Annotated in this window: 19 protein-coding genes; 10 read left to right on the top strand and 9 right to left on the bottom strand. The window is 69.5% G+C overall.

Annotated elements, in window-relative coordinates; all coding sequences use genetic code 11:
• Positions 1-20: 20 nt before the first annotated feature.
• Complete coding sequence (locus ACWGIH_RS29455; protein WP_453447796.1) at positions 21-632, top strand: 5-formyltetrahydrofolate cyclo-ligase; 612 nt, start codon at positions 21-23, stop codon at positions 630-632.
• Positions 633-700: 68 nt separating this feature from the next.
• On the opposite strand, the gene ACWGIH_RS29460 is transcribed toward ACWGIH_RS29455, so the two are convergent.
• Complete coding sequence (locus ACWGIH_RS29460) at positions 701-3,463, bottom strand: penicillin acylase family protein (RefSeq protein ID WP_453447798.1); 2,763 nt, start codon at positions 3,461-3,463, stop codon at positions 701-703.
• A gap of 213 nt (positions 3,464-3,676) precedes the next feature.
• Between ACWGIH_RS29460 and ACWGIH_RS29465 the strand changes: the two genes are divergently transcribed.
• The 6 genes from ACWGIH_RS29465 (at position 3,677) to mscL (ending at position 9,423) form a co-directional block, all read left to right on the top strand.
• Positions 3,677-5,197, top strand: a complete 1,521-nt coding sequence (locus ACWGIH_RS29465; RefSeq protein ID WP_453447827.1) for a potassium/proton antiporter — start codon at positions 3,677-3,679, stop codon at positions 5,195-5,197.
• Positions 5,198-5,448: 251 nt separating this feature from the next.
• Complete coding sequence (locus tag ACWGIH_RS29470; RefSeq protein ID WP_453447799.1) at positions 5,449-6,714, top strand: MFS transporter; 1,266 nt, start codon at positions 5,449-5,451, stop codon at positions 6,712-6,714.
• Positions 6,715-6,781: 67 nt separating this feature from the next.
• Positions 6,782-7,144, top strand: a complete 363-nt coding sequence (locus ACWGIH_RS29475) for an FmdB family zinc ribbon protein (protein ID WP_453447801.1) — start codon at positions 6,782-6,784, stop codon at positions 7,142-7,144.
• A 100-nt stretch (positions 7,145-7,244) separates the two neighbouring features.
• Positions 7,245-8,105: an S-methyl-5'-thioadenosine phosphorylase gene (locus tag ACWGIH_RS29480; protein ID WP_453447803.1), complete on the top strand. Its 861-nt coding sequence runs from the start codon at positions 7,245-7,247 to the stop codon at positions 8,103-8,105.
• 148 nt (positions 8,106-8,253) lie between these two features.
• Positions 8,254-8,808 (top strand): hypothetical protein, encoded by a 555-nt coding sequence (locus ACWGIH_RS29485; RefSeq protein ID WP_453447805.1) that lies wholly within the window; start codon positions 8,254-8,256, stop codon positions 8,806-8,808.
• A 138-nt stretch (positions 8,809-8,946) separates the two neighbouring features.
• Positions 8,947-9,423 (top strand): large conductance mechanosensitive channel protein MscL, encoded by a 477-nt coding sequence (mscL, locus tag ACWGIH_RS29490; protein WP_453447807.1) that lies wholly within the window; start codon positions 8,947-8,949, stop codon positions 9,421-9,423.
• A gap of 7 nt (positions 9,424-9,430) precedes the next feature.
• On the opposite strand, the gene ACWGIH_RS29495 is transcribed toward mscL, so the two are convergent.
• The 4 genes from ACWGIH_RS29495 to ACWGIH_RS29510 form a co-directional block, all read right to left on the bottom strand.
• Entirely contained in the window at positions 9,431-9,655 is a 225-nt protein-coding gene (locus ACWGIH_RS29495) for a hypothetical protein (RefSeq protein WP_453447809.1), read from the bottom strand.
• A gap of 37 nt (positions 9,656-9,692) precedes the next feature.
• Positions 9,693-10,493 (bottom strand): pyruvate formate-lyase-activating protein, encoded by an 801-nt coding sequence (gene pflA / locus ACWGIH_RS29500; RefSeq protein WP_453447811.1) that lies wholly within the window; start codon positions 10,491-10,493, stop codon positions 9,693-9,695.
• An 18-nt stretch (positions 10,494-10,511) separates the two neighbouring features.
• Complete coding sequence (pflB, locus tag ACWGIH_RS29505) at positions 10,512-12,782, bottom strand: formate C-acetyltransferase (RefSeq protein ID WP_453447813.1); 2,271 nt, start codon at positions 12,780-12,782, stop codon at positions 10,512-10,514.
• A gap of 264 nt (positions 12,783-13,046) precedes the next feature.
• On the bottom strand, positions 13,047-14,480 hold the full coding sequence (locus ACWGIH_RS29510; RefSeq protein WP_453447815.1) for a NarK family nitrate/nitrite MFS transporter: 1,434 nt from the start codon (positions 14,478-14,480) through the stop codon (positions 13,047-13,049).
• 183 nt (positions 14,481-14,663) lie between these two features.
• Here ACWGIH_RS29510 and ACWGIH_RS29515 point away from each other — a divergent pair, with 183 nt between their 5' ends.
• From ACWGIH_RS29515 to ACWGIH_RS29525, 3 genes are all read left to right on the top strand, one after another.
• Positions 14,664-15,737 carry a P1 family peptidase gene (locus ACWGIH_RS29515; RefSeq protein ID WP_453447816.1) on the top strand — a complete coding sequence of 358 codons (1,074 nt, stop codon included), beginning with the start codon at positions 14,664-14,666 and terminating at the stop codon, positions 15,735-15,737.
• A gap of 250 nt (positions 15,738-15,987) precedes the next feature.
• Positions 15,988-17,211 carry a L,D-transpeptidase gene (locus tag ACWGIH_RS29520; RefSeq protein WP_453447818.1) on the top strand — a complete coding sequence of 408 codons (1,224 nt, stop codon included), beginning with the start codon at positions 15,988-15,990 and terminating at the stop codon, positions 17,209-17,211.
• Between the two features lie 161 nt (positions 17,212-17,372).
• The gene (locus tag ACWGIH_RS29525; protein ID WP_453447820.1) at positions 17,373-18,164 is read left to right on the top strand and encodes a DUF6227 family protein; all 792 of its coding nucleotides are present in this window, start codon (positions 17,373-17,375) and stop codon (positions 18,162-18,164) included.
• 21 nt (positions 18,165-18,185) lie between these two features.
• On the opposite strand, the gene ACWGIH_RS29530 is transcribed toward ACWGIH_RS29525, so the two are convergent.
• From ACWGIH_RS29530 to ACWGIH_RS29545, 4 genes are all read right to left on the bottom strand, one after another.
• The gene (locus ACWGIH_RS29530) at positions 18,186-18,440 is read right to left on the bottom strand and encodes a hypothetical protein (RefSeq protein WP_453447821.1); all 255 of its coding nucleotides are present in this window, start codon (positions 18,438-18,440) and stop codon (positions 18,186-18,188) included.
• A 139-nt stretch (positions 18,441-18,579) separates the two neighbouring features.
• Positions 18,580-20,583: a PTS fructose transporter subunit IIABC gene (locus ACWGIH_RS29535; protein ID WP_453447823.1), complete on the bottom strand. Its 2,004-nt coding sequence runs from the start codon at positions 20,581-20,583 to the stop codon at positions 18,580-18,582.
• A 70-nt stretch (positions 20,584-20,653) separates the two neighbouring features.
• Positions 20,654-21,601: a 1-phosphofructokinase gene (pfkB, locus tag ACWGIH_RS29540; RefSeq protein ID WP_453447828.1), complete on the bottom strand. Its 948-nt coding sequence runs from the start codon at positions 21,599-21,601 to the stop codon at positions 20,654-20,656.
• Positions 21,602-21,663: 62 nt separating this feature from the next.
• Positions 21,664-22,425, bottom strand: a complete 762-nt coding sequence (locus ACWGIH_RS29545) for a DeoR/GlpR family DNA-binding transcription regulator (protein WP_453447830.1) — start codon at positions 22,423-22,425, stop codon at positions 21,664-21,666.
• Between the last annotated feature and the right edge of the window lie 214 nt (positions 22,426-22,639).

Raw genomic sequence — 22,639 nt, forward strand, 5'->3', positions numbered from 1 at the left:
GAAGGGTTTGTGAGCACGCCATGCAAGAAACCGGCTCGGGCCAGCCAACCAAGCGCACCTTGCGGGGAGAAATCCTCACGGTGAGAAGCCGGTTGACTAGGGATGACGCGCAGAAGGCCGCCGCGGTTCTCGCCGAGCGCGCATTGGAGCTGCCGGAGCTCTCGGGTGCTCGCACGGTCGCCGCGTACGTGTCCGTGGGAAGCGAGCCGGGGACGCGCGCCCTCCTTGACGCCCTGCACGCGCGCGGGACGCGGGTCCTGCTGCCGGTACTCCTCGGGGACAACGACCTGGACTGGGCGGCCTACGAGGGCGCGGACTCGCTGGCCCCCGTGCAACACCCGGGAAAGATGCGGCTCTTGGAACCCGCGGGGCGACGGCTCGGGCCCGACGCGGTCGTCGCGGCCGACGTCGTGCTGCTGCCGGGCCTGGCCGTGGACGCGCGCGGGATGCGCCTTGGGCGCGGCGGGGGCTCGTACGACAGGGTGCTCGCCCGGCTCGGGCGGGCCGGCGCCGATCCGGCCCTCGTGGTGCTCCTGTACGACACCGAAGTCGTCGCCCACGTCCCCCAGGAGCCGCACGACAAGCCGGTGCACGCGGTCGTCACCCCGTCGGGAGTACTCCACTTCCGCTGAGGCCCGCGACGACGGAAAAGGCCCTCCACGCGTGCGTGGAGGGCCTTTTCACTGCTGTGTGCGGCGGTTCAGGGCCGCAGCACCAGGGTGTCGTTCGTGCTCTTCTTGACGGCGTCGTCCGAGTAGGACCACGGCAGCAGTTCGCCCTTGACCCACTTGCTGGTCTGGTCGGTGTAGTGCGCGCTGTAGGCGTGCCCCGAAGCACCGGTGAGGTTGATCCACTTCGACTTGTCGAAGTCGTCGAGGTTCACCACCATCCGCATCGAGGGCACCCACTGCACCCCGTAGCCGCCCGCCGCGTTCCAGCCGGTCGCGTTGACCGCCGCCTCGCCGCCGCCCAGCTTGAACGGGCCGCGGTTGAGCATGAACTGGAGCCAGCCGGGGCCTTCGACGCCCAGGGTCTGGTTCTTCAGGGTCAGCCGGTGCAGGCGGCCCCAGCTCCAGGTGTCGACGTCCTTGCCGAGCTTGGCCGTCAGGTCCCAGCGCGCGTCCTCCATGGCCCGGCCGAACAGCTGGTCGCGGGTCTTGGTCGCGGAGTCCGTGCGGGTCTTCGGCGACTGCCACCAGTCGTTGTCCTCGTCGTCGAGGATCGACCGGATCACTTCGTAGTAGCGGTCGCCGCCGTCGGGCTGCGCGGATTCCGCGTCACGCTGCCCGCACTCGCGCACCGGCTCGGCCTCGTCGGCGGGACCGGTGTTGCCGGCCGGCTCGACGTTCAGGCACTGGCCCTTGACCCGCAGTTCCTTGGGCAGCTTGTTGCCGATGGAGAGCTTGAGGATGTTGCGCCAGACCGAGTTGAAGTACGCGGCCGCCGCCGAATCGGGGTCCTGGGTGTAGTCCCAGCCCTCGAGCAGCTTCTGCGCCTCACGGACGTAGCTGTCCTTGACGTCGATCTTGAGCAGCTTGGGCACCAGCAGCTTGGCGATCTCGCTGCTGTTGTCCATCTGCATCGTGCGCATGTCCTCGGTGGAGACCTTCCCACCGTCCTTGATCTTCGACTGGATCAGGTCGGTGATGCGCTGGCTGCGTGCCCCGTAGCCCCAGTCCGACGTGAGCTTGTACGGGTAGTCGGACTTCTCGTCGTCGATGACGGCCTGGTTGGCGGTCACGATGTAGCCGCGCTTCGGGTCGTACTCGTAGGGCAGCGCGGCCTGCGGGATGTAGCCGGTCCAGCGGTAGTCCGAGTCCCAGCCGGGCGCCGGAAGCGCGCCGTCGCCCTTGCCGCGGACCGGGATCTTGCCCGGCGCCTGGTAGCCGATGTGGCCCTTGGTGTCCGCGTAGATCAGGTTCTGCGAGGGCACTTCAAAAGAAGCGGCGGCCTTGCGGAAGCCCGCGAAGTCCTTCGCCTTGTTGAGCTCGAAGACGGCGTCCATCGACTTGCCCGGCTTCAGCGCGGTCCAGCGCAGCGAGACTCCGTAGCCGTCGCCCCGGTCGGGGGCGGCGCTGTCGACGGTGGCCTTCTTGCCGACCTTCACCAGTTCGTCGTCGCGGTCGGACAGCAGGGGCCCGTTGCCGGTCTCCCGGACGGTGATCTTCTTCGGACTGCCGCCGGCGACCTTGATGGTCTCCACGCGCGTCTTGAAGGGCAGCACCTTGTCGTCGTACGCGTAGCCGTCGCCCTCGAACTTCTCGAGGTAGAGGTCGGTGACGTCGGCGCCCAGGTTCGTCATGCCCCAGGCGATGTCCTGGTTGTGGCCGATGACCACGCCGGGCATGCCGGCGAAGGTGTAGCCGGAGACGTCGTACTGGCAGTCCTTGGAGACCGTCCGGCAGTGCAGGCCCATCTGGTACCAGACGGACGGCAGCTGCGGTGACAGGTGCGGGTCGTTGGCCAGCAGGGGCTTCCCGGTGATCGTGTGGTCGCCGGAGACCACCCAGGAGTTGGATCCGATGCCGTTGCCGTTCGGGCCGAGGCCCGCGTCGGGGACGCTGTCCAGGATGTCGGAGAGACCCGACAGCTGGGACTGAAGGCCGTCGGGGGCCTGGGTGTTGCCCGCGAGGCCCGTGCCCGCCGCGCCGCCGGTCTGCGACTGGCTGCCCGTGCTGCTGCCCTTGCCGTCGTACTCCTTGGTGACGCTGTTGTAGGCGCCCTCCTGGACGATGGGCTTGTTCCGCGCGTACGGGTACTGCGGGTACAGGTCCTTGATCTGGGACGGGCCGAGGCGGCTGGTCATCAGGGAGCGGTCGATCTCGTCCTGCATGTTGCCGCGCAGGTCCCAGGCCATGGCCTTGAGCCACGCCACGGAGTCGACGGGGGTCCACTCCTGGGGCTCGTAGTCGTTGGTGAAGCCGAGGGCGGCGTACTCCAGGGAGATGTCCTTGCCGCTCTTGTCCTTCAGGTAGGCGTTGACTCCCTTGGAGTACGCCTGGAGGTACTTCTTCGTCGCGGGCGAGAGCTTGGTGTCGTATTCCTTCTGCGCCACGCGGTGCCAACCGAGGGTCCGCAGGAACTCATCGGTCTTTACTTGGCCCTTGCCGAACATCTCGGAGAGGCGACCGGAGGTCATGTGGCGGCGGACGTCCATCTCCCAGAACCGGTCCTGCGCCTGGACGAAGCCCTGGGCCATGAACAGGTCGGCGTCGGACTCGGCGTAGATCTGCGGGATGCCGTTGCCGTCGCGCTTCACGTCGACGGGACCGGCAAGGCCGTCGAGCTTGATCGTCCCCTTGGTCTGCGGGAAGGAGGCACGCACCGTAGTGACGCTCCAGTACGCCCCGTAGCCGATGCCCGCCACGATGGCCAGGACCAGGACGATGACGAGGAGGCGGGCTCGGCGCCCCTTCTTCTTGCCGGACTTATGACCGGAAGAGGCGGTGGTATTCGAGGGCATCGCTGTCCTTGCTGTCCTTACGCGAGCGGCAGGGCTGGCTGGGCGGTGGTGGGAGCGCTGGAGCAACTGTAGGCGCAGGGCACTGCGGCCTCGGACGCGGAGTCAGGAACCTACATGGCGACGCGTCGTACGGGAGTTCGAGGGCGTCAAGGAAGCGTTAACAATTAGGTAAGGTAACGAAGTACTTGGCTCGCGCGGAGGAAGGAACGGCCCCTGACTGTCCACGACCTCAACCAGCTTCTGCTCATCTGCTCGCTCGTCCTGCTCGTCGCTGTCGCGGCGGTCCGCATCTCGTCGCGCAGTGGGCTCCCCAGCCTGCTTCTCTACCTCGGCATCGGCGTTGCCATGGGCCAGGACGGCATCGGCAACGTCACCTTCAACAATGCCGAGTTGACGCAGGTCATCGGCTACGCGGCGCTCGTCGTGATCCTGGCCGAGGGCGGCCTGGGCACGAAGTGGAAAGAGATCAGACCCGCGCTGCCCGCGGCCGCCGTCCTGTCGCTCGTCGGCATCGCGGTGAGCGTCGGCGTGACGGCCGCCGGTGCCCACTACCTGGTCGGCCTCGAGTGGCGGCAGGCGCTCATCATCGGCGCGGTGGTCTCCTCGACGGACGCGGCGGCGGTCTTCTCCGTGCTGCGCAAGGTGCCGCTGCCCTCGCGCGTGACGGGCATCCTGGAAGCCGAGTCGGGGTTCAACGACGCCCCCGTGGTGATCCTGGTCGTGGCCTTCTCCATGGCGGGCCCCGTGGAGCACTGGTACATCCTGCTCGGCGAGATCGCCCTGGAGCTCGCGATCGGTGCCGCGATCGGCATCGCGGTGGGCTGGCTCGGCGCCTTCGGCCTGCGGCACGTGGCGCTGCCCGCGTCCGGCCTCTATCCCATCGCCGTGATGGCCATCGCGGTCGCCGCCTACGCGGCCGGAGCCATGGCGCACGGCAGTGGATTCCTCGCCGTCTACCTCGCCTCGATGGTCCTCGGCAACGCCAAACTGCCGCACTGGCCCGCGACCCGGGGCTTCGCCGAAGGGCTCGGCTGGATCGCGCAGATCGGCATGTTCGTCCTGCTCGGCCTCCTGGTCACCCCGCACGACCTGCTCGACGACACCTGGCCGGCGATCATCATCGGCTTGATCCTGACCGTGGTGGCCCGGCCGCTGGGCGTCGTCGCCAGCCTCCTGCCGTTCCGCATGCCCTGGCAGGAGAAGGCCCTGATGTCCTGGGCGGGGCTGCGCGGAGCCGTGCCCATCATCCTGGCCACGATCCCGATGGTGAACGGCGTCGACGACAGCCAGCGGATCTTCAACATCGTCTTCGTCCTGGTCGTCGTCTACACCCTCATCCAGGGCCCCACACTGCCGTGGCTGGCCAGGAAGCTGCGCCTCGGCGACTCTTCGGGCGCCGCCGACCTGGGCGTCGAATCGGCACCCCTGGAGCGGCTTCGCGGACATCTGCTCTCGGTGGCGATCCCGAAGGGCTCGCGGATGCACGGCGTCGAGGTGGGGGAACTGCGGATGCCGGCGGGTGCCGCGGTCACGCTCGTCGTTCGCAACGGCGAATCATTCGTGCCGCAGCCCACGACCGTGCTGCAGCGCGGGGACGAGCTCCTGGTGGTCGCGACCGACCCGGTGCGCGACGCGGCGGAGCGGCGACTGCGGGCCGTCGGACAAGGCGGAAAGCTGGCCGGATGGCTGGGAACCGCTGGTCAGGACGCACACGATCGAGGCAATCGCAGGTGATGGGCGCCTCATTCTCCGTATTCACAGGTCCCCTCGCCCCATTCCCTGTACGATGAAGGCACACTTCTTCTGTACCAACTGATCGAACCAACTCTGTCTGAAGCAGAGCTGGCGCCGACCGTATGGCGGCCGCACGCCCTCGCAGTGGGCAACCGGCATCTACCGCAGTTCCGCGCAAGAGGACAGCTCTCGGCACCGCCGCCCTGAATAAATGGGGGGCCGCGCTACCAGGCGGCAGAAAGGCACGGGCCGTGGCATCCACGGTCACCTCCCGCCCCGGATACGGACAGCTGCTGCGCACCCGCGGCGCCTGGACGTTCCTCCTGCCCGGCTTCGCGGCTCGACAGCCCTTCGCGATGCTGACCATCTCCATCGTGCTGCTCGTGCAGCACACCACCGGCTCGTACGGCATCGCCGGTGCCGTCTCGGCCGTCACCGGCGTCTCCATGGCGGTGTTCGCCCCCTTCGGCGGCAAGCTCGCCGACCGGTTCGGCCAGCGGGCCGTACTGGTGCCCGGCGTGCTCATCCACACCGTCTCGGTGCTCTCCCTGACGGTGCTCGCACTCTCGGACGCCCCCTTGTGGGCCCTCTTCGTCGCCGCGGTGCCCACCGGCGCATCGCAGCCGCAGATCAGCCCCATGGTGCGGGCCCGCTGGGGCGTCAAGCTCCAGGACTCCCCGCTCGCCGGCACGGCTGCCGCCTTCGAGTCGGTCACGGACGAGCTGACGTTCGTACTCGGCCCGCTCTTCGCGACCGCGCTGTGCACGACCATCGACCCGGCGGCCGGACTCTTCACGGAGGCCGGACTCACCCTGGTGGGCGGTCTGCTGTTCGCCGCGCAGAAGAGCACCCAGCCCAAGCCCGCCTCCCGCGAGGAGCACGCGCGCGTGGAGCACACGTCTGCGCTGCGCATCCCCGGTGTGCGGGTCCTGATCGTGACCTTCCTCGGCATCGGCGCCGTCTTCGGCGGCATGCAGGTCTCGCTCGCCGCCTTCACCGAGTCCATCGGTGAGCCCGGCCTGAACGGCGTCCTGTACGGCACGTTCGCGGCCGGCAACATGCTCTCCGGGCTCGCCTGCGGTGCCATCGCCTGGAAGATCGCCCCGCAGCGGCGCCTCCTCGTCGGGTACGCGGCACTGACCCTGATGGCCTCCGGCCTCTGGGCCGCCCACTCCGTGGTGCTCCTTGCCGGGCTCGGCCTCCTGGTCGGCGTATGCATCGCGCCCGCGCTGATCACCGGCTACACGCTGGTCGACCGTCTCGTGGACCCCTCGGGCCGCACCGAGGCGTTCACCTGGCTCACCGGTGCCGTCGCGCTCGGCCAGGCCGCGGCCGTCACGGTCGCGGGTCAGATGGAGGACCACTTCTGGGACGGCGCCGGATTCCTGGTGCCGCTCGGCGGTACGGCGCTGGCCCTCGCGGTGCTCGTGACCCTGCGCTCGCGGCTCGTCCCGCGGTCCGTCGGACGCACCGTGGCGCGTGGCGTGGGTCACCGCGAGCCGGTCACGGTGGACTGATCTCTCGGAATACGTCACTATGGACCGTCGTTAGCACTCATCGAGTGAGAGTGCCAGGAGGAAGCAAGTGCCGACGTACCAGTACCAGTGCACCGAATGCGGCGAGGGCCTCGAGGCGGTGCAGAAGTTCACGGATGACGCTTTGACCGTGTGCCCCAGCTGCGACGGACGCCTCAAGAAGGTGTTCTCGGCCGTCGGCATCGTCTTCAAGGGCTCCGGCTTCTACCGCAACGACAGCCGCGGCTCGTCGTCGAGCAGTACGCCGTCGACGGCCTCCGCGTCGAAGTCCGACTCCAAGTCGTCGGACTCCAAGTCCTCCGCGAGCGCTTCGTCGTCCTCGGCGTCCCCTTCGTCGTCGGACTCGAAGTCGTCGGGATCCTCCTCGGGGTCGTCGGCCGGCTCCAGCTCCTCGAGCTCTTCGGCCGCCTAGTCCCGGGGCCGACCGCCCCGCGCACGTCTTTCTTCCAGGTCCCCGCTGTCCTCCGACAGCGGGGACCTCGGCGTTCTGGGGCCCGGCTACTGTGCTCGGCATGGTGAACACGGCTAACGCGACCAGCACGGAACGCGCCGAGATCGGTGTCATCGGCGGCTCCGGCTTCTACTCCTTCCTCGACAACGTGACCGAACTCCAGGTCGACACCCCCTACGGGGCGCCCAGCGACTCCCTGTTCCTCGGGGACATCGCCGGGCGGCGGGTCGCGTTCCTGCCCCGGCACGGCCGCGGACACCATCTGCCGCCGCATCGCATCAACTACCGCGCCAACCTGTGGGCGTTGCGCTCCGTGGGTGTGCGACAGGTGCTCGGTCCGTGCGCGGTGGGCGGACTGCGGCCCGAATTCGGGCCCGGAACGCTGCTGGTGCCCGATCAGCTCGTGGACCGCACCAAGTCGCGTACGCAGACCTATTTCGACGGAGTGCCGCTGTCGGACGGAAGCATTCCGAACGTCGTGCACGTGTCGCTCGCCGATCCGTACTGCCCCGCCGGGCGCAGCGCCGCTCTGAAGGCGGCCCGTGGGCGGGAGTGGGAGCCGGTGGACGGCGGGACGCTCGTGGTGATCGAGGGGCCGCGGTTCTCGACCCGGGCCGAATCGCTCTGGCACGCGGGTCAGGGTTGGTCGGTGGTGGGCATGACCGGGCACCCCGAGGCCGTGCTCGCCCGTGAACTGGAGCTTTGCTACACGTCGTTGACACTGGTCACGGACCTGGACGCGGGCGCGGAGAGCGGCGAGGGAGTCTCGCACGAGGAGGTGCTCCAGGTGTTCGCGGCAAATGTGGACCGGCTGCGGACGGTGCTGTTCGACGCGGTGGCCGGGCTGCCCGCCGAGGGTGAGCGGGACTGCCTGTGTGCGGGGGCGCTCGGCGGGATGGATCCGGGGATTCAGCTGCCGTGAGGGGCAGGAACTTCACCTTCGGGTGAGGGAGTTGTCCACAACCGGTGAGTAGTGCACGGGGCTCAGCGGGATTCGGCGCGGGCCCGCATCGTGGGAGCGGAAGGCAAGATCCGCAGCTCTCCCGAACTCTCCGCAGGTGGTGGCCGACATGCCGCAGGTTTCCTCAGACATCTCCTCCCCTTCGCCTCCCCCGCCGTGCCCGGTCCCGCACTTCTCCCCCGTGCGGGTACGGGGCGGGCGCCGACGCCTGCGAAGGCTGCTGCGGCACAGGCGGCGGGCCATGGCCGCGGGACTTGCGGTGACCGCCGCGGCGCTCGTGGCCGCCGGGCCGCGGGACGTCGAACGGGCGCGGCCGCCAGGGCATCCGGCAGCCGCTGCCGCGCCCTCGCGGGAGTCGGAGCGGGCGTCGGAGCGGGAGTTTCGGGCAGCTGCCATGGTGACGGCGCCGGTGCGGATCGCGGACGCGGAGACGGTGCGCCTGCTGCACCGCGGTGACCGGGTCGACGTCGTGGCCTCGGACGGATCGACGTCGCGGGTGGTGGCGGCCGGGGCGCGGGTGACCGAAGTGCCCGAGCCGCAGGCGGACGCTGCCGAAAGTGCCGCCGAGCCAGGGGCGTTGCTCGTGCTCTCGGTGCCACGGGCGACGGCGGCGCGGCTCGCCGGAGCGGGTGCGGGCATGCGGCTGGCGGTGACGCTGTGCTGACTCAGTATGTGTGCAACTGCACTGATCTTCTGTCAAGTCGCTCGTTCGGCTTACCCAATTGGACAGTCCTACCAGGCCCTGACGTAGTTTGCGAAGCTGTCTGTTTCACGAACTGCATGTGCAACGAAAGGCCTCGTGGTGAGCGAGAAGAACGAGCCGAGTCTCTGGGAGGGCTTCAAGGCCTTCCTGATGCGCGGCAATGTCGTCGACCTGGCGGTCGCGGTGGTCATCGGCGCCGCGTTCACGAACATCGTGAACTCCGTGGTGAAGGGTGTCATCAACCCGCTGGTCGGTGCCTTCGGAACGAAGGATCTCGACCACTACAGCTCGTGTCTGAAGGACCCGTGCGTCATGAAGGCCGACGGCACGGTCGAGAGCGGCATCCCGATCATGTGGGGCACGGTCCTCAGCGCGACGCTCAGCTTTGTGATCACCGCGGCCGTCGTCTACTTCCTGATGGTGCTGCCCATGGCCAAGTATCTGGCGCGGCAGGCCGCGCGGAAGGCCGAGAAGGAGGGCACGCAGGAGGTCCTCGAGATCACGGAGCTGGAGGTCCTCAAGGAGATCCGCGACGCCCTGGTGGCACAGCGCGGCTCGGGGCACGACGAGCGCTAGCTCTGGCTCAGAGGTGGTGCGGCGGCTTCTCGTCGAGGAAGCGCGCCAGGTCGGCGGCGCTGTCGCCGCCCGGAGGCCGCTCGCCCCACCCGCGGTCCGTGTCGTCCGAAGACTGCTGCGACAGGGGGTCGTCGAAGACCAGGGCGCTCTTCGGCTTCTTCGGCGCCTCGGAGTCCTTCGGGGTCTCCGATTCCTTCGGATCGCGCGGTTCGGAGGCGGGGGCGGTGCTCATGCTTCCAGGGTACGTCGGTGGGGCGCCGCGGTGGGCGTCAGACGACTGTGAGCCCCTGAGCTGCGAAGATCTCCCTGGCGGCGGCCATCTGCCCAGGGCTCGGCGAGGGAGTGCCGCGCAGGGTGAAGTCCTTACCGAGGGCGTCCCACTTCGGCTCGCCCAGCTTGTGGAAGGGCAGCACGTCGACGCGCGAGACGTTGCCGAGCGACGCGGCGAAGCGGGCGACGCCCTCGATGTTCGCCGGGGCGTCGGTCAGACCGGGGACGAGGACGAAGCGCACCCATACGTCCTTGCCGAGGTCGGCGAGACGGCGGGCGAAGTCGAGGGTGGGTCGCAGCGGCCGGCCGGTGACCTTCTTGTACGTGTCGCGGTCCCAGGACTTGATGTCCAGGAGCACGAGGTCGACGTCACGCAGCAGGGCGTCGGTGGCGCGCACCCCGAGGAAGCCGGAGGTGTCCAGCGCTGTGTGCAGGCCCAGTTCGTGCTTGAGGCGGTGCAGAAGTTCGCCGGTGAAGACGGGCTGCAGGAGGGGTTCGCCGCCGCTGACGGTGGCACCGCCGCCCGCCGCCGCGATGAACTTGGTGTACTTGGCGGCCTCCTTGATCACGTCGTCGGCGCTGGTCCGCTTGCCGTCCCGCATCCGCCAGGTGTCGGGGTTGTGGCAGTACAGGCAGATCAGCGGGCAGCCCGAGAGGAACGTGACGAAGCGGGTCCCGGGGCCGTCGACGCCGGTGGACAGGTCCCAGGAGTGGAGGGATCCGGTGACGGGGCGCCGGGTGACCGCGGCCGCGGGGGTCGCCGTGCCGCGCGCGGTCACCGTGTTGAGCAGAGCAGTCATGGCAGTGCTCCAGGTGGCTCAGAGCGAGCCGTGGAAGGTGCGGTTGATGACGTCGAGCTGCTGGTCGCGGGTCAGGCGGACGAAGTTGACCGCGTAGCCGGAGACCCGGATGGTCAGCTGCGGGTAGTTCTCGGGGTGCTCCATGGCGTCCTGGAGCGTCGCCCTGTCGAGCACGTTGACGTTCATGTGGAAGCCGTCGCTGGCCATGTAGCCGTCGAGGACCCCGGAGAGGTTCTGGACCCGCTCCCCGGGCGTGCGGCCCAGGGCGTCCGGCGTGATGGTGTTGGTGAGCGAGATGCCGTCCTCGGCGTCGTCGTAGTCGAGCTTGGCGACCGACAGCGCCGAGGCGATGTAGCCGTGCTCGTCCCGGCCGTTCATCGGGTTGGCACCGGGGGCGAACGGCTCGCCCGCGCGGCGGCCGTCGGGGGTGTTGCCGGTCTTCTTGCCGTAGACGACGTTCGAGGTGATCGTCAGGACGGACTGGGTGTGCACCGCGTCGCGGTAGGTCGGGTGCTGTCGGATCTTGCCCATGAAGTCCGAGACGATGCGCCGGGCGATGTGGTCGGCCCGCTCGTCGTTGTTGCCGTAGGCGGGGTAGTCGCCCTCGATCTCGTAGTCGACGGCGAGGCCCGTCTCGTCGCGGATGACCTTGACCTTGGCGTGCTTGATGGCGGAGAGCGAGTCGGCGGCGACGGACAGGCCCGCGATGCCGCACGCCATCGTGCGCAGGATCTCCCGGTCGTGCAGCGCCATCTCGATGCGCTCGTAGGCGTACTTGTCGTGCATGTAGTGGATGACGTTCAGCGCGTGGACGTACGTCTTCGCGAGCCAGCCGAGCATGGCGTCGTAGCGCTCGACGACGGTGTCGTAGTCCAGGTGGTCGCCCTCAATGGGCTCGAAGCCCTCGACGACGCGCTTGCCTGTCTTCTCGTCACGGCCGCCGTTGATCGCGTAGAGCAGGGCCTTGGCGACGTTGACGCGGGCGCCGAAGAACTGCATCTGCTTGCCGACGGCCATGGCCGACACACAGCAGGCGATGGCCGTGTCGTCACCGTACTTGGGGCGCATCAGGTCGTCGGACTCGAACTGGATGGCCGAGGTGTCGATGGCGACCTTGGCGGCGAAGTCCTTGAAGCCCTTGGGCAGTTCGCGTGCCCAGAAGACCGTCAGGTTCGGCTCGGGGGCGGGGCCCAGGTTGTAGAGGGTCTGCAGGGCACGGAACGTGGTGCGGGAGACGAGCGGGCGGCCGTCCTGGCCGATGCCGGCCATGGACCAGGTGACCCAGGTCGGGTCGCCGGAGAAGCCCTCGTTGTACTCGGGGGTGCGCAGGAAGCGGACGATGCGGAGCTTGATGACGAAGTCGTCGATGAACTCCTGGGCCTCGGTCTCGGTGATGCGGCCGGCCTCGATGTCGCGCTGGAGGTAGATGTCGAGGAAGTTGTCGATGCGGCCGATCGACATGGCCGCGCCGTTCTGCTCCTTCACGGCGGCCAGGTAGGCGAAGTACAGCCACTGGACGGCCTCGCGGCCGGTGGTGGCGGGTGCCGAGATGTCGTAGCCGTACGACATCGCCATGGCCTTCAGCTCGCCCAGCGCCTTGATCTGCTCGGAGGTCTCCTCGCGGGCCCGGATGACGTCCTCGGTGGCCCACTCCTCGGCAAGGAGGTCCCTGTCGGCCTCCTTCGCGGCGATGAGGCGGTCGACTCCGTAGAGCGCGACGCGGCGGTAGTCGCCGATGATGCGGCCGCGACCGTAGGCGTCGGGCAGGCCGGTGATGATGCCGGAGGAGCGGCAGGCGCGGATCTCGGGCGTGTAGGCGTCGAAGACGCCTTCGTTGTGGGTCTTGCGGAGGTGGGTGTAGATGTCCTTGACCTCGGGGTCGGCCTCGTAGCCGTAGGCGTTGAGAGCGCCCTCGACCATCCGCCAGCCGCCGTTGGGCATGATGGCGCGCTTGAGCGGGGCGTCCGTCTGGAGGCCGACGATCAGGTCCGCGTGGTCGGCGGCCGTGCCGTCGACGTAGCCGGGCCTGAAGGCGTCGATGCGGGACGGGGTCTGCACGTCCACGTCGTGGATGCCGCGCTCGATCTCGGCGGGAAACATCGAGAGGAGCTTCTGCCAGACGTGGGTGGTGCGTTCGGTCGCGCCGGTCAGGAAGGAGCCGTCGCCCTCGTACGGGGTGTAGTTCTGCTGCACGAAGTCGCGGACGTTGATGGCGTCCCGCCACAGGCCGCCCGTGAAACCGTCCCACGCCTGGCCGTGCACTGTCGCTTCCGCGGGAGTAGCAGTCATCGCCGACACCTTCCGAATCGCCTTTTCGCTATGCCTCCATTGCACTCCGCTCTGATCGATCAGGGGCTCCGCAATGGTCCCCACTTCGGGGCCGGAGGTCCTCTCTCTCCGCACGACGGACGGGATACACCCGCCCTGACCTGGCACTTCTCCCGGGACTTTGGGCCTAAGTTCGCTTGTGAAGGCATTCACAAGAAAATCCGGACATGCCGGTGGGCCGGGTGCTCCCACACCCGGCCCACCGTTCCGACGCCGCTCGGGGCGTCAGCTCGGGGATTCCGCACCCTTGCGGGCGTAGAACCACCAGCACACCGCGATACAGCTGGCGTAGAAAGCCACGAAGCCCCACATCGCGCTGGTGACGGCGAAGTTGGCGAACATCGCCGGGATGAAGAAGAAGCCGTAGGCCGCGATGGCGGAGGTGAATCCGGTGACGGCGCCCGCCTCCATCTCGGACTGCTTCAGCGCCTTCGTGTAGGCGGGGGTGCCCTCCGTCAGGCCCTTCAGGTGCTGGGCCCGGAAGATCACCGGGATCTGGCGGAACGTCGAGCCGTTGCCTATGCCCGAGAAGAAGAACGCGCACAGGAAGCAGACGAAGAAGCCCCAGAAGTTGCCGTCGTCACCGCCGGAGGGCAGGAAGTTGATGACGCCGATGATCGAGAGCGCCATGCCGACGAACGAGATGATGGTGACCCTCGCGCCACCGATCTTGTCGGCGATCCAGCCGCCGGCCCAGCGGGCGAGCGCGCCCACGGCCGGACCCATCCAGGCGTACGTGGCCGCGGAGTAGGCCGCGTCGATCGGCGTGAACGTGGTCTTGATGAGCATCGGCAGAGCTGCCGCGAACCCGATGAAGGAACCGAACGTGCCGACGTAGAGCCAGGTCATCAGCCAGTTGTGCTTGCGCTTGAAGATGATCTTCTGCTGGCTGAAGGGGGTGGAGGCGACCTTCAGGTCGTTCTGGCCGAACCACGCGACCGCGGCGAGGATCACCAGGACGGGCACCCACAGGAACGCGGCGTTCTGCAGCCACACGGGTGTGCCGTCCGCCTTGTGCTGGGCCGAGCCGACCGCGAGCACCGAGCTGGTGATGACGATCGGGGTGACCAGCTGGACGACGGAGACACCGAGGTTGCCGAGACCGCCGTTGATGCCGGTGGCGTTGCCCTTGTCCCGCTTGGGGAAGAAGAAGCCGATGTTGGCCAGGGACGAGGCGAAGTTGGCGCCGCCGACACCGCAGAGGGCCGCGATGGCGATCATCACGCCGTACGAGGTGTTCGGGTCCTGCACCGCGATGCCGAGCCAGATCAGCGGGATGACCAGGACGATCGTGGAGAGCGCGGTGAAGCGGCGCTGCCCGATCATCGGGCCGAGGAAGGTGTAGAAGACGCGCGCCGTGCCGCCGGTGATGCCGGGGACGGCCGTCAGCCAGAACAGCTGCGAGGTGGAGAAACCGAAGCCGACGTCCTTGAGGTTGGTCGCCGTGACCGACCACACCTGCCAGACGACGAACGCGACCAGGAGCGCGGGGACGGCGATCCACAGGTTGCGGGCGGCGACCTTCTTGCCGATGGACTTCCAGAAGAGTTCGTTCTCCGGCTCCCAGTCGGTGATGGTCTTGCCGGGGCGGTACTGCGCGGGGTCGTACGTGCTGACCGATGGCGCGGACCGCGCTTCTTGAGCGGCAGGCGATGTCATGTTGGATCCCAGTTCGCTACGGGTCCCGACCTTGCTCCGGGGCCTGACACATCCACCCTCGCGTGCGCGGATCTTCGGGAGCAGAGGCGTAGGGCATGCGTCGACCGGCCCAAAGACATGAAGATCAGAGGGCCTTCGGACGTTCGGGCCTCGATGCCTCCCCCGCGTGATACGCAAGTCGGCATGGCTTCCTCGAACCCCTCCACCAGGCCCCGCACCCACTCCCTCTCCGATGTCGCCGGCCTACGCGTGGGCCATGCCACCCGCGTCGCGCCCACCCACGCGGGCCACCTCACCGGCACCACGGTCGTGCTCGCCCCGGAGGGCGGCGCCGTCGCGGCCGTGGATGTGCGCGGCGGCGGCCCCGGCACCCGCGAGACGGATGCCCTCGACCCCCGCAATCTGGTCCAGCGCGTCGAGGCCGTGGTGCTGACCGGCGGCAGCGCGTACGGCCTGGACTCCGCGACCGGCGTGATGGCGTGGCTCGAGGAGCGGGGCCGGGGCGTGCGGGTCGGCCCCGATCCCTCCCACGTCGTCCCCGTGGTCCCGGCCGCCTGCGTCTTCGACCTCGGCCGGGGCGGCGACTTCACGGCACGCCCCGACGCCACGACGGGCCGGGCCGCGGTGGAGGCCGCCGCGGGCAGCGAGCCGTTCACGCCCGTCGAGGAGGGGAACGTGGGCGCGGGCACCGGAGCCGTGGTCGGGAAGGTCAAGGGCGGTGTCGGCAGCGCGAGCGTCCGGCTGGACTCGGGCATCACCGTGGCCGCCCTGGTCGTGGCGAACGCGGCGGGCTCGGGGGTCGACGCGGGGACGGGCGCGCTGTACGGGCGGTTCTTCGAGGGGCGGCCGGTGGCCTACCCCGCCCCCGAGGTGCACGAGGAGGCCACGCGCCGCCTCGCCGAAGCCGCCGCCGAGAGCGGGCCTCCGCCGCTGAACACGACCCTCGCCGTGGTGGCCACGGACGCCGAACTCACCAAGGCCCAGGCGCAGAAGCTCGCGGGGACGTCGCACGACGGCATGGCACGCGCCGTGCGCCCCGTCCATCTGCTCAACGACGGGGACACCGTCTTCGCCCTCGCGACCGGTGAGCGCCCGTTGGCGGCCGACCATCCCCTCGCCCTGAACGAAGTCCTGGCGGCGGGCGCGGACATGGTGACGGCGGCGATCGTCAGGGCGCTCCTGGCCGCCGAGTCCGTCGCGACACCGGGCGGCAACTTCCCCTCGTACCGAGACCTTTACGGCGAGCAAGCCGAGTAGCCGCCGACCGACCCCCTCCCCCGACCAAGCCCCACAGGCCCCCGCCGGCTCAGGAATCCCAAAGCGTCACCTAAGGGAATTCCCAGAAACAACAGCTACAAATGGCCGCAGAGCACGGTCCGTTGACCCGCCGACGGGCGATGTCCATGTGCCCGCCCTCACATCAAGCGGACGGAACCTCTCCGCCCGCAGGCCGCTCTTAACCCTTACTGGATCAGAACGCGCACTTCGCACAAAGATGGAGCAGCCCGTGACAACGTCGCACATAGCCAAGCCCCGGCGACGCACCCTTCTGGCGGCCACCGCGCTCGCCGCCGTAGGTGCGCTCACCCTCACGGCCTGTGGCGGCGACTCGGACGCCGATGGCGACAGCGACGGCAAGAACGGCAAGAACAAGACCCAGGGCGCCGACATCACCATCTCGGCGAAGGACGGCTCGACCGGGGCCTCCATCAACGCCACGGGCGTCAAGGTCGAGGGCGGCAAGCTGACCGAGGTGAAGATGACCCTGGTCTCCACCGGGGCGGCGGTCGACGGCACGCTCTCCTCCGACGGCACCAGCTGGAAGCCCAAGGCCCAGCTGGAACGCGGCATGAAGTACAAGATCACCGCCGACGCGAAGGACACCGAGGGCAAGGAAGCCACCGAGAACTCCATCTTCACCACCGTCTCGAAGGCCAACAGCTTCATCGGCAGTTACACCCCCGACGGCGGCACGAAGGTCGGTGTCGGCATGCCGGTCTCCTTCAACTTCGACAAGGCGATCACCGAGAAGCAGTCCGTCCAGTCGCACATCAAGGTCACCACCGACAGCGGCCAGAAGGTCGTGGGCCACTGGTTCGGCGACCAGCGCCTGGACTTCAGGCCCGAGGAGTACTGGAAGGCCGGCTCCAAGGTCACGATGAAGATCGACCTGGAGGGCGTGAAGGGCGCGGACGGCGCCACCGGCGTACAGAACAAGACGGTCAGCTTCACCGTGGGCCGCGCGCAGGTCTCCACGGTCGACGTGAAGGCCAAGAAGATGACGGTCGAGCGCGACGGCAAGGTCATCAAGACCATCCCGATCTCCGCGGGCAGCCCGTCGAATCCCACGTACAACGGCAAGATGGTGATCTCCGAGAAGTTCACCCAGACCCGGATGAACGGCGACACGGTCGGCTTCGGCGGTGAGTACGACATCAAGGACGTCCCGCACGCGATGCGCCTGTCGTCGTCCGGCACCTTCATCCACGGCAACTACTGGGGCTCGCCCTCGATCTTCGGCAGCGCCAACACCAGCCACGGCTGCGTCGGACTGCGGGACGCGCAGGGCGCGGGCGACTCCAGCACGCCGGGCGCGTGGTTCTACGACAACTCCCTCATCGGGGACATCGTGACGGTCAAGGGATCCCCGGACGAGACCATCGCCCCGGACAACGGCCTGAACGGCTGGAACATGTCCTGGAGCGAGTGGACGGCGGGCAGCGCGGGCTGATTCCGGCCGCCGCTCCTGAGCCTCTCACCAGCCCCAACACCGCGAGCCGCACGGGAACTTGCCGTGCGGCTCGTACGTTTTCCAGTTCCCGGACATGATGTCCGACGCAGGGGCTACGGTATGCACTCACAAGGTGACATGCAGCAACGCCGGGAGAGACCTTGAGCGTTCCGTACGAGTACGAGACGGCGTACGAGCCACAGTCTGCCGAGCAGAATTCTCCGCACTCCCCGCAGGAGCATCTCGAGCGGCTCCTGCGCCGCGCCATGAACTCGTTCGACCTGCCGGACGACACGATAGGGCGTCTGGACTCGGCGCTGGCGTACGACAGTTCGCTGCACTCCGCGCATCACAGCGCGGGCCTGCACCGCGAGACGTACCGCCACACATGGCTGCTCGCCGACGCGGGCGCGCTCACCCTGTGGGAGCTCGTGCACAACACCGGGCCGGACAGCCACCCCCAGTACGAGGTGTACGCGGACGAGGAGGAGGCCGGGGTCGCCACCTCGCGTCTTCCGCTCCCGCCCGACACCCCCTCCGCCGCCTGCGAGCAGCCCGTCGTGCTCCAGCTCCCGGTCACCGACGAACCCCGTCATACGTACGTGCCGGACGACTCCGCGGATCACGGCCGCCGACTGCTGCGCCGCGCGGAGAACTCGGTGAGCGAGGGGCGCCCCGGCGAGGACCTCGAGCGGTTATTGCGCTCGGCGTTCGCGCACCAGATCACGCAGGCCTTCGGGCGCCCCTGCCTGCCGGGCGAGGCGCGCCTCTGCTTCTCGCTCTACGAGCACGCGTTCCTGCTCTTCGACGGCAGCGAGCTCAGCCTCTGGGAGGTCGAGCACACGGTCACGCCCGACAAGCGGCACCGCTGCGAGGTGTACGTCTCCGAGGAAGCGGCCCGCGCGGCGATGGAGCAGCGCGCCAGGAACATTCCGCAGCAGCGCACGAAGTAGGGGCCGGTCCGCGTCCGAGCCTCAGGGGCGGCTGTCGCCGAACTGCCGTACCAGGCCCGCGAAGGCGGCGCGCTCGTCCGCCGTCAGCTCGACCGTCTCGGCGTGCGGCGGGCCCGCCTGCGCGGGCAGCGCACCCAGCGCCCGTGACCTGCGCCAGGCATCCACGTCGGTCTGGTCGCGCCGCATCACCCGCACCAGGCCCACGGCCCAGACGACGGTCGCCGCGGCCAGGACGGCCACGCCTGTCTGCTGGAGGATCGAGACATTCTGGAGCATGCCGCACAGTAGACAACACGATCCGGGGCTTACGACAGGGGGTTGTGGGACTTACGTCCTGAAGTGACGCATGTCGCACAACCCCCCGCATAGGGTCCGAACGGCCGATGCCCGGCAGTCGGGCCCGAATGGGCCGGGATCAGACAGCCGCCGGCACCCGCTCCTCCGGCGCCGCTTCCTCGCCCGTGCTGCCGTCCTTGGAAGGCGCCGCCCTCCGGGCGCCCTTGAGCAGGATGACCGCCACGGTAGAGACGCCGACTCCGGCGGCGATCGCCACCAGGTACAGCAGCGGCTGCCCGATGAGCGGCACCACGAAGATGCCGCCGTGCGGGGCCCGCAGCGTGCAGCCGAAGGCCATCGACAGGGCGCCGGTGACCGCGCCGCCCGCCATCGACGCCGGAATCACCCGCAGCGGGTCGGCCGCGGCGAACGGGATCGCACCCTCCGTGATGAAGGAGGCGCCCAGGAACCAGGCCGCCTTGCCGTTCTCACGCTCGGTCTTGGTGAAGAGCCGGCCGCGGACCGTGGTGGCCAGGGCCATGGCCAGCGGCGGGACCATACCGGCCGCCATCACCGCGGCCATGACCTTGAAGCTGCCATCGGTCGGGTTGGCGAGGCCGCCGACGGCGAAGGCGTAAGCGACCTTGTTCAGCGGGCCGCCGAGGTCGAAGCACATCATCAGGCCGAGGATGACGCCGAGGATGATGGCGTTGGCGCCGGACAGGCCCTCCAGCCAGTCCGTGAGCGCGCTCTGCAGCTCCGCGATGGGCTTCCCGATGACGAGGAACATCAGGAAGCCGACGACCGCGGACGAGATCAGCGGGATCACGACCACCGGCATGATCCCGCGCAGGACGGCCGGGATCCGCACGCGCTGGATGCCCATGACGACCGCGCCCGCGATCAGGCCCGCCGCGAGACCGCCCAGGAACCCCGCGTTGATCGTGACGGCGACGGAACCGCCGACGAATCCGGGGACGAGCCCTGGCCGGTCGGCCATTCCGTACGCGATGTACCCCGCGAGGACCGGCACCAGGAAGGCGAAGGCCAGTCCGCCGATCTGGAAGAGGAGCGCGGCCCAGCTGGTGGTGTCCGTCCACACGAAGTGCTCGGCGACGGACGGCGCCTTGTCGATCTTCCAGCCGCCGATGGCGAAGCCGAGGGCGATGAGGAGACCGCCGGCGGCGACGAACGGCACCATGTAACTGACGCCGGACATGAGCCACTTGCGCAGCTTGGTGCCGTAACCGTCGCCACTGTCACCGACGTTGTCGACGGGGCTCGGCCCGACGTCCGCGGTGGTCTCGCCGCGGGCCGCCTTCGCCCGCACCTCGGCGATGAGCTCGGCGGGCCTGCTGATGCCCGCCTTCACCCCGACGTCGACGGTGGGCTTTCCGCCGAAGCGGTCCTTGTCCCGTACGGGGACGTCGTGCGCGAAGATGACCGCGTCCGCGGCGGCGACGACGGCCGGGTCGAGGCGGGTGAAGCCCGCTGACCCCTGGGTCTCGACCGTGAGCTCCACGCCTGCCTCGCGGGCGGCGTTCTCGAGGGACTCGGCCGCCATGTAGGTGTGCGCGATGCCGGTGGGGCAGGAGGTGACCGCGACGATGCGGAACGGTTCCGCCGGGTCAGGGGCGCTCTCCGGCTGCGGCTCCGCGGGGTCGTCCGCCGCGCTGTCCGCCGTGCTGTCCGCCGCGCACTCCCCCGTGATCAGGGCCGCGGCGGTCCCGGCGTCCTCCGCCGCCCGCAGCGCGCTCGTGAACTCCTCGTCCATCAACTGCCGCGCGAGGGACGACAGGATGGTCAGGTGGGCGTCATCGGCTCCGGCGGGAGCGGCGATCAGGAAGATCAGGTCTGCGGGGCCGTCCGGCGCCCCGAAGTCGATGCCTCGGGCCGAGCGGCCGAAGGCCAGGGTCGGCTCGGTGACGTGGGCGCTGCGGCAGTGCGGGATGCCGATGCCGCCGTCGAGGCCGGTCGGCATCTGCGCCTCGCGGGTCGCCACATCGGCGAGGAACCCGTCCAGATCGGTCACCCGCCCCAAGGCCACCATGCGTTCGGCGAGGGCACGGGCCGCCGCTTCCTTGGTTCCGGCGGACCGGTCGATTTCGAGGTCGACCAGTTCCGCGGTGATCATCTCGCTCATCGCGGGCTCCTTCGCACGCGTATCGCCCGGAGGGCGGGGGTGGGGACGGGGGTGCTGCGGGTGGGGTACGTCATGACGCCGGCTCCGTCAGTACGCGGTCCATGGGGACCTCCGACGTGACGGTGACGGCGTCGGGCGCGAGGTCGGCGGGGGTCGGCATCGCGCTGCCGGGGAGCTGGACCGCTGCCGCGCCGTGCGCCACGGCCGAGGCGAGGGCGGTGACGCCGGTGCCGCCCGCGACGAGGAAACCGGCCAGGGAGGAGTCACCGGCTCCGACGTTGCTGCGTACGGCGTCGACCGGTGCGGAAGCGAAGTACGCGCCGGAGTCGTCCACCAGGAGCTGGCCGTCCGCGCCGAGACTGGCGAGCACGGCCCGCGCGCCCAGCTGCCGTAGTTCCTCGGCCGCCTTGACCGCGTCGCCGACGGTCGCCAGGGGGCGGCCCACGGCTTCGGCGAGCTCCTCCGCGTTCGGCTTGACGACGTCGGGGCGTTCGGCGAGGGCGGCGAGCAGGGCGGGGCCCGAGGTGTCGAGGGCGATGCGGGCGCCGGCGGCGTGCGCGCGGGCCACCAGGTCGGCGTACCAGGAAGGGGCGAGCCCGCGGGGCAGGCTGCCGCAGCAGGCGATCCAGTCGGCGCCGACGGAACGCTCCCGCACGGTGGAGAGCAGCGACTCGGCCTCGGCCGCGGTCAGTTCGGGTCCGGCCGCATTGATCTTGGTGAGAGTTCCGTCCGGTTCGGCCACGGCGATGTTGGAGCGGGTCTGGCCGGCGACCGGGACCGGGGCGACCTGGATGCCCTGCTCGTCGAGGAGTTGGGCCACCAGCGCGCCGGGCGCGCCGCCGAGGGGCAGGACCGCGAGCGTCGCCGCGCCTGCCGCCGCGACCGCCCTCGACACGTTGACGCCCTTGCCGCCCGGGTCCATGCGGTCACCGGTGGCCCGGATGACCTCGCCGCGGTCCAGCGAGGGGACCTCGTAGGTGCGGTCGAGGGAGGGGTTGGGGGTGACGGTGAGGATCATGCGCGTACGTACCGTTTCATTGCTGACCTGCGTGGTGTCGCTCTTGAGTGTGTCCGCGTCGCTCATGCGCGGATCACCTCCGTGCCGCCGCTCTCGATCGCCGCGGCGTCCTCGGGACTGAGGCCGCTGTCGGTGATCAGCAGATCCACGTCCGCCAGGTCACCGAAGCGCGCGAAGTGCTCCTGCCCGTGCTTGGTGGAGTCCGCTAGGAGCACCACGCGGCGGGCCGCGCCGATCGCCGCGCGCTTGACGGCGGCTTCGGCGAGGTCGGGAGTGGTCAGGCCGGCTTGCGCGGAGAAGCCGTTCGCGGCGACGAAGAGGACGTCGGCGCGGATCTCTCCGTACGCCCGCAGTGCCCACGCGTCGACGGCGGCGCGCGTACGGCTGCGGACGCGGCCGCCGATGAGGTGAAGCTGGATGCCGGGGTGGTCGGCGAGACGGGCGGCGGTGGGGAGGCCGTGCGTGACGACGGTGAAGGTCGCTTCCAGCGGGAGGGAGGCCGCCAGGCGGGCGACGGTCGAACCGGCGTCGAGGATGACGCTGCCTTCGGCGGGGAGTTCGGCGAGGGCGGCGTGGGCGATGCGGTCCTTCTCGTCGGCCGCCGTTCCCTCCCGCTCCGCGAGGTCCGGTTCGAAGTCGAGGCGCCCCGCCGGTATGGCACCGCCGTGCACACGGCGCACCATGCCCGCGCGGTCGAGGGCCTTCAGGTCGCGCCGGATGGTCTCGGCGGTGACCTTGAACTCCTCGGCGAGCGAGAGGACGTCGACCCGGCCGCCGTCGCGCGCGAGCCGCAGAATCTCCTGCTGCCGCTCCGGTGCGTACATGTCCGTTTGCCTCCGCCGCATGCCCGAGTGTGTGGTTTCCCCTGCAGAGTACGACTGCTTTTCCACAAAGTCCACAGGCTCGGACCTTGCACGGACATAAACGGACTTCGCTTCTCCCCCTAGCTAGCCCCCTAGCCCCCTAGCCCCTCGCCCCCGCACCACTGGGCCCAGGACGCGACGGCGGCCCAGGCGGAGCTCTGAGCTCCGCCTGGGC

Source organism: Streptomyces sp. NPDC054872 (assembly GCF_053610705.1).

What these genes read in the sequence shown, in the direction of transcription:
- ACWGIH_RS29455 (WP_453447796.1), top strand. Translation starts at nt 21, where the DNA reads ATGCAAGAAACCGGCTCGGGCCAGCCAACCAAGCGCACCTTGCGGGGA.
- ACWGIH_RS29460 (WP_453447798.1), bottom strand. Translation starts at nt 3,463, where the DNA reads ATGCCCTCGAATACCACCGCCTCTTCCGGTCATAAGTCCGGCAAGAAG.
- ACWGIH_RS29480 (WP_453447803.1), top strand. Translation starts at nt 7,245, where the DNA reads ATGGTGAACACGGCTAACGCGACCAGCACGGAACGCGCCGAGATCGGT.
- ACWGIH_RS29485 (WP_453447805.1), top strand. Translation starts at nt 8,254, where the DNA reads ATGCCGCAGGTTTCCTCAGACATCTCCTCCCCTTCGCCTCCCCCGCCG.
- ACWGIH_RS29495 (WP_453447809.1), bottom strand. Translation starts at nt 9,655, where the DNA reads ATGAGCACCGCCCCCGCCTCCGAACCGCGCGATCCGAAGGAATCGGAG.
- pflA (WP_453447811.1), bottom strand. Translation starts at nt 10,493, where the DNA reads ATGACTGCTCTGCTCAACACGGTGACCGCGCGCGGCACGGCGACCCCC.
- pflB (WP_453447813.1), bottom strand. Translation starts at nt 12,782, where the DNA reads ATGACTGCTACTCCCGCGGAAGCGACAGTGCACGGCCAGGCGTGGGAC.
- ACWGIH_RS29510 (WP_453447815.1), bottom strand. Translation starts at nt 14,480, where the DNA reads ATGACATCGCCTGCCGCTCAAGAAGCGCGGTCCGCGCCATCGGTCAGC.
- ACWGIH_RS29515 (WP_453447816.1), top strand. Translation starts at nt 14,664, where the DNA reads ATGGCTTCCTCGAACCCCTCCACCAGGCCCCGCACCCACTCCCTCTCC.
- ACWGIH_RS29530 (WP_453447821.1), bottom strand. Translation starts at nt 18,440, where the DNA reads ATGCTCCAGAATGTCTCGATCCTCCAGCAGACAGGCGTGGCCGTCCTG.
- ACWGIH_RS29535 (WP_453447823.1), bottom strand. Translation starts at nt 20,583, where the DNA reads ATGAGCGAGATGATCACCGCGGAACTGGTCGACCTCGAAATCGACCGG.
- pfkB (WP_453447828.1), bottom strand. Translation starts at nt 21,601, where the DNA reads ATGATCCTCACCGTCACCCCCAACCCCTCCCTCGACCGCACCTACGAG.
- ACWGIH_RS29545 (WP_453447830.1), bottom strand. Translation starts at nt 22,425, where the DNA reads ATGTACGCACCGGAGCGGCAGCAGGAGATTCTGCGGCTCGCGCGCGAC.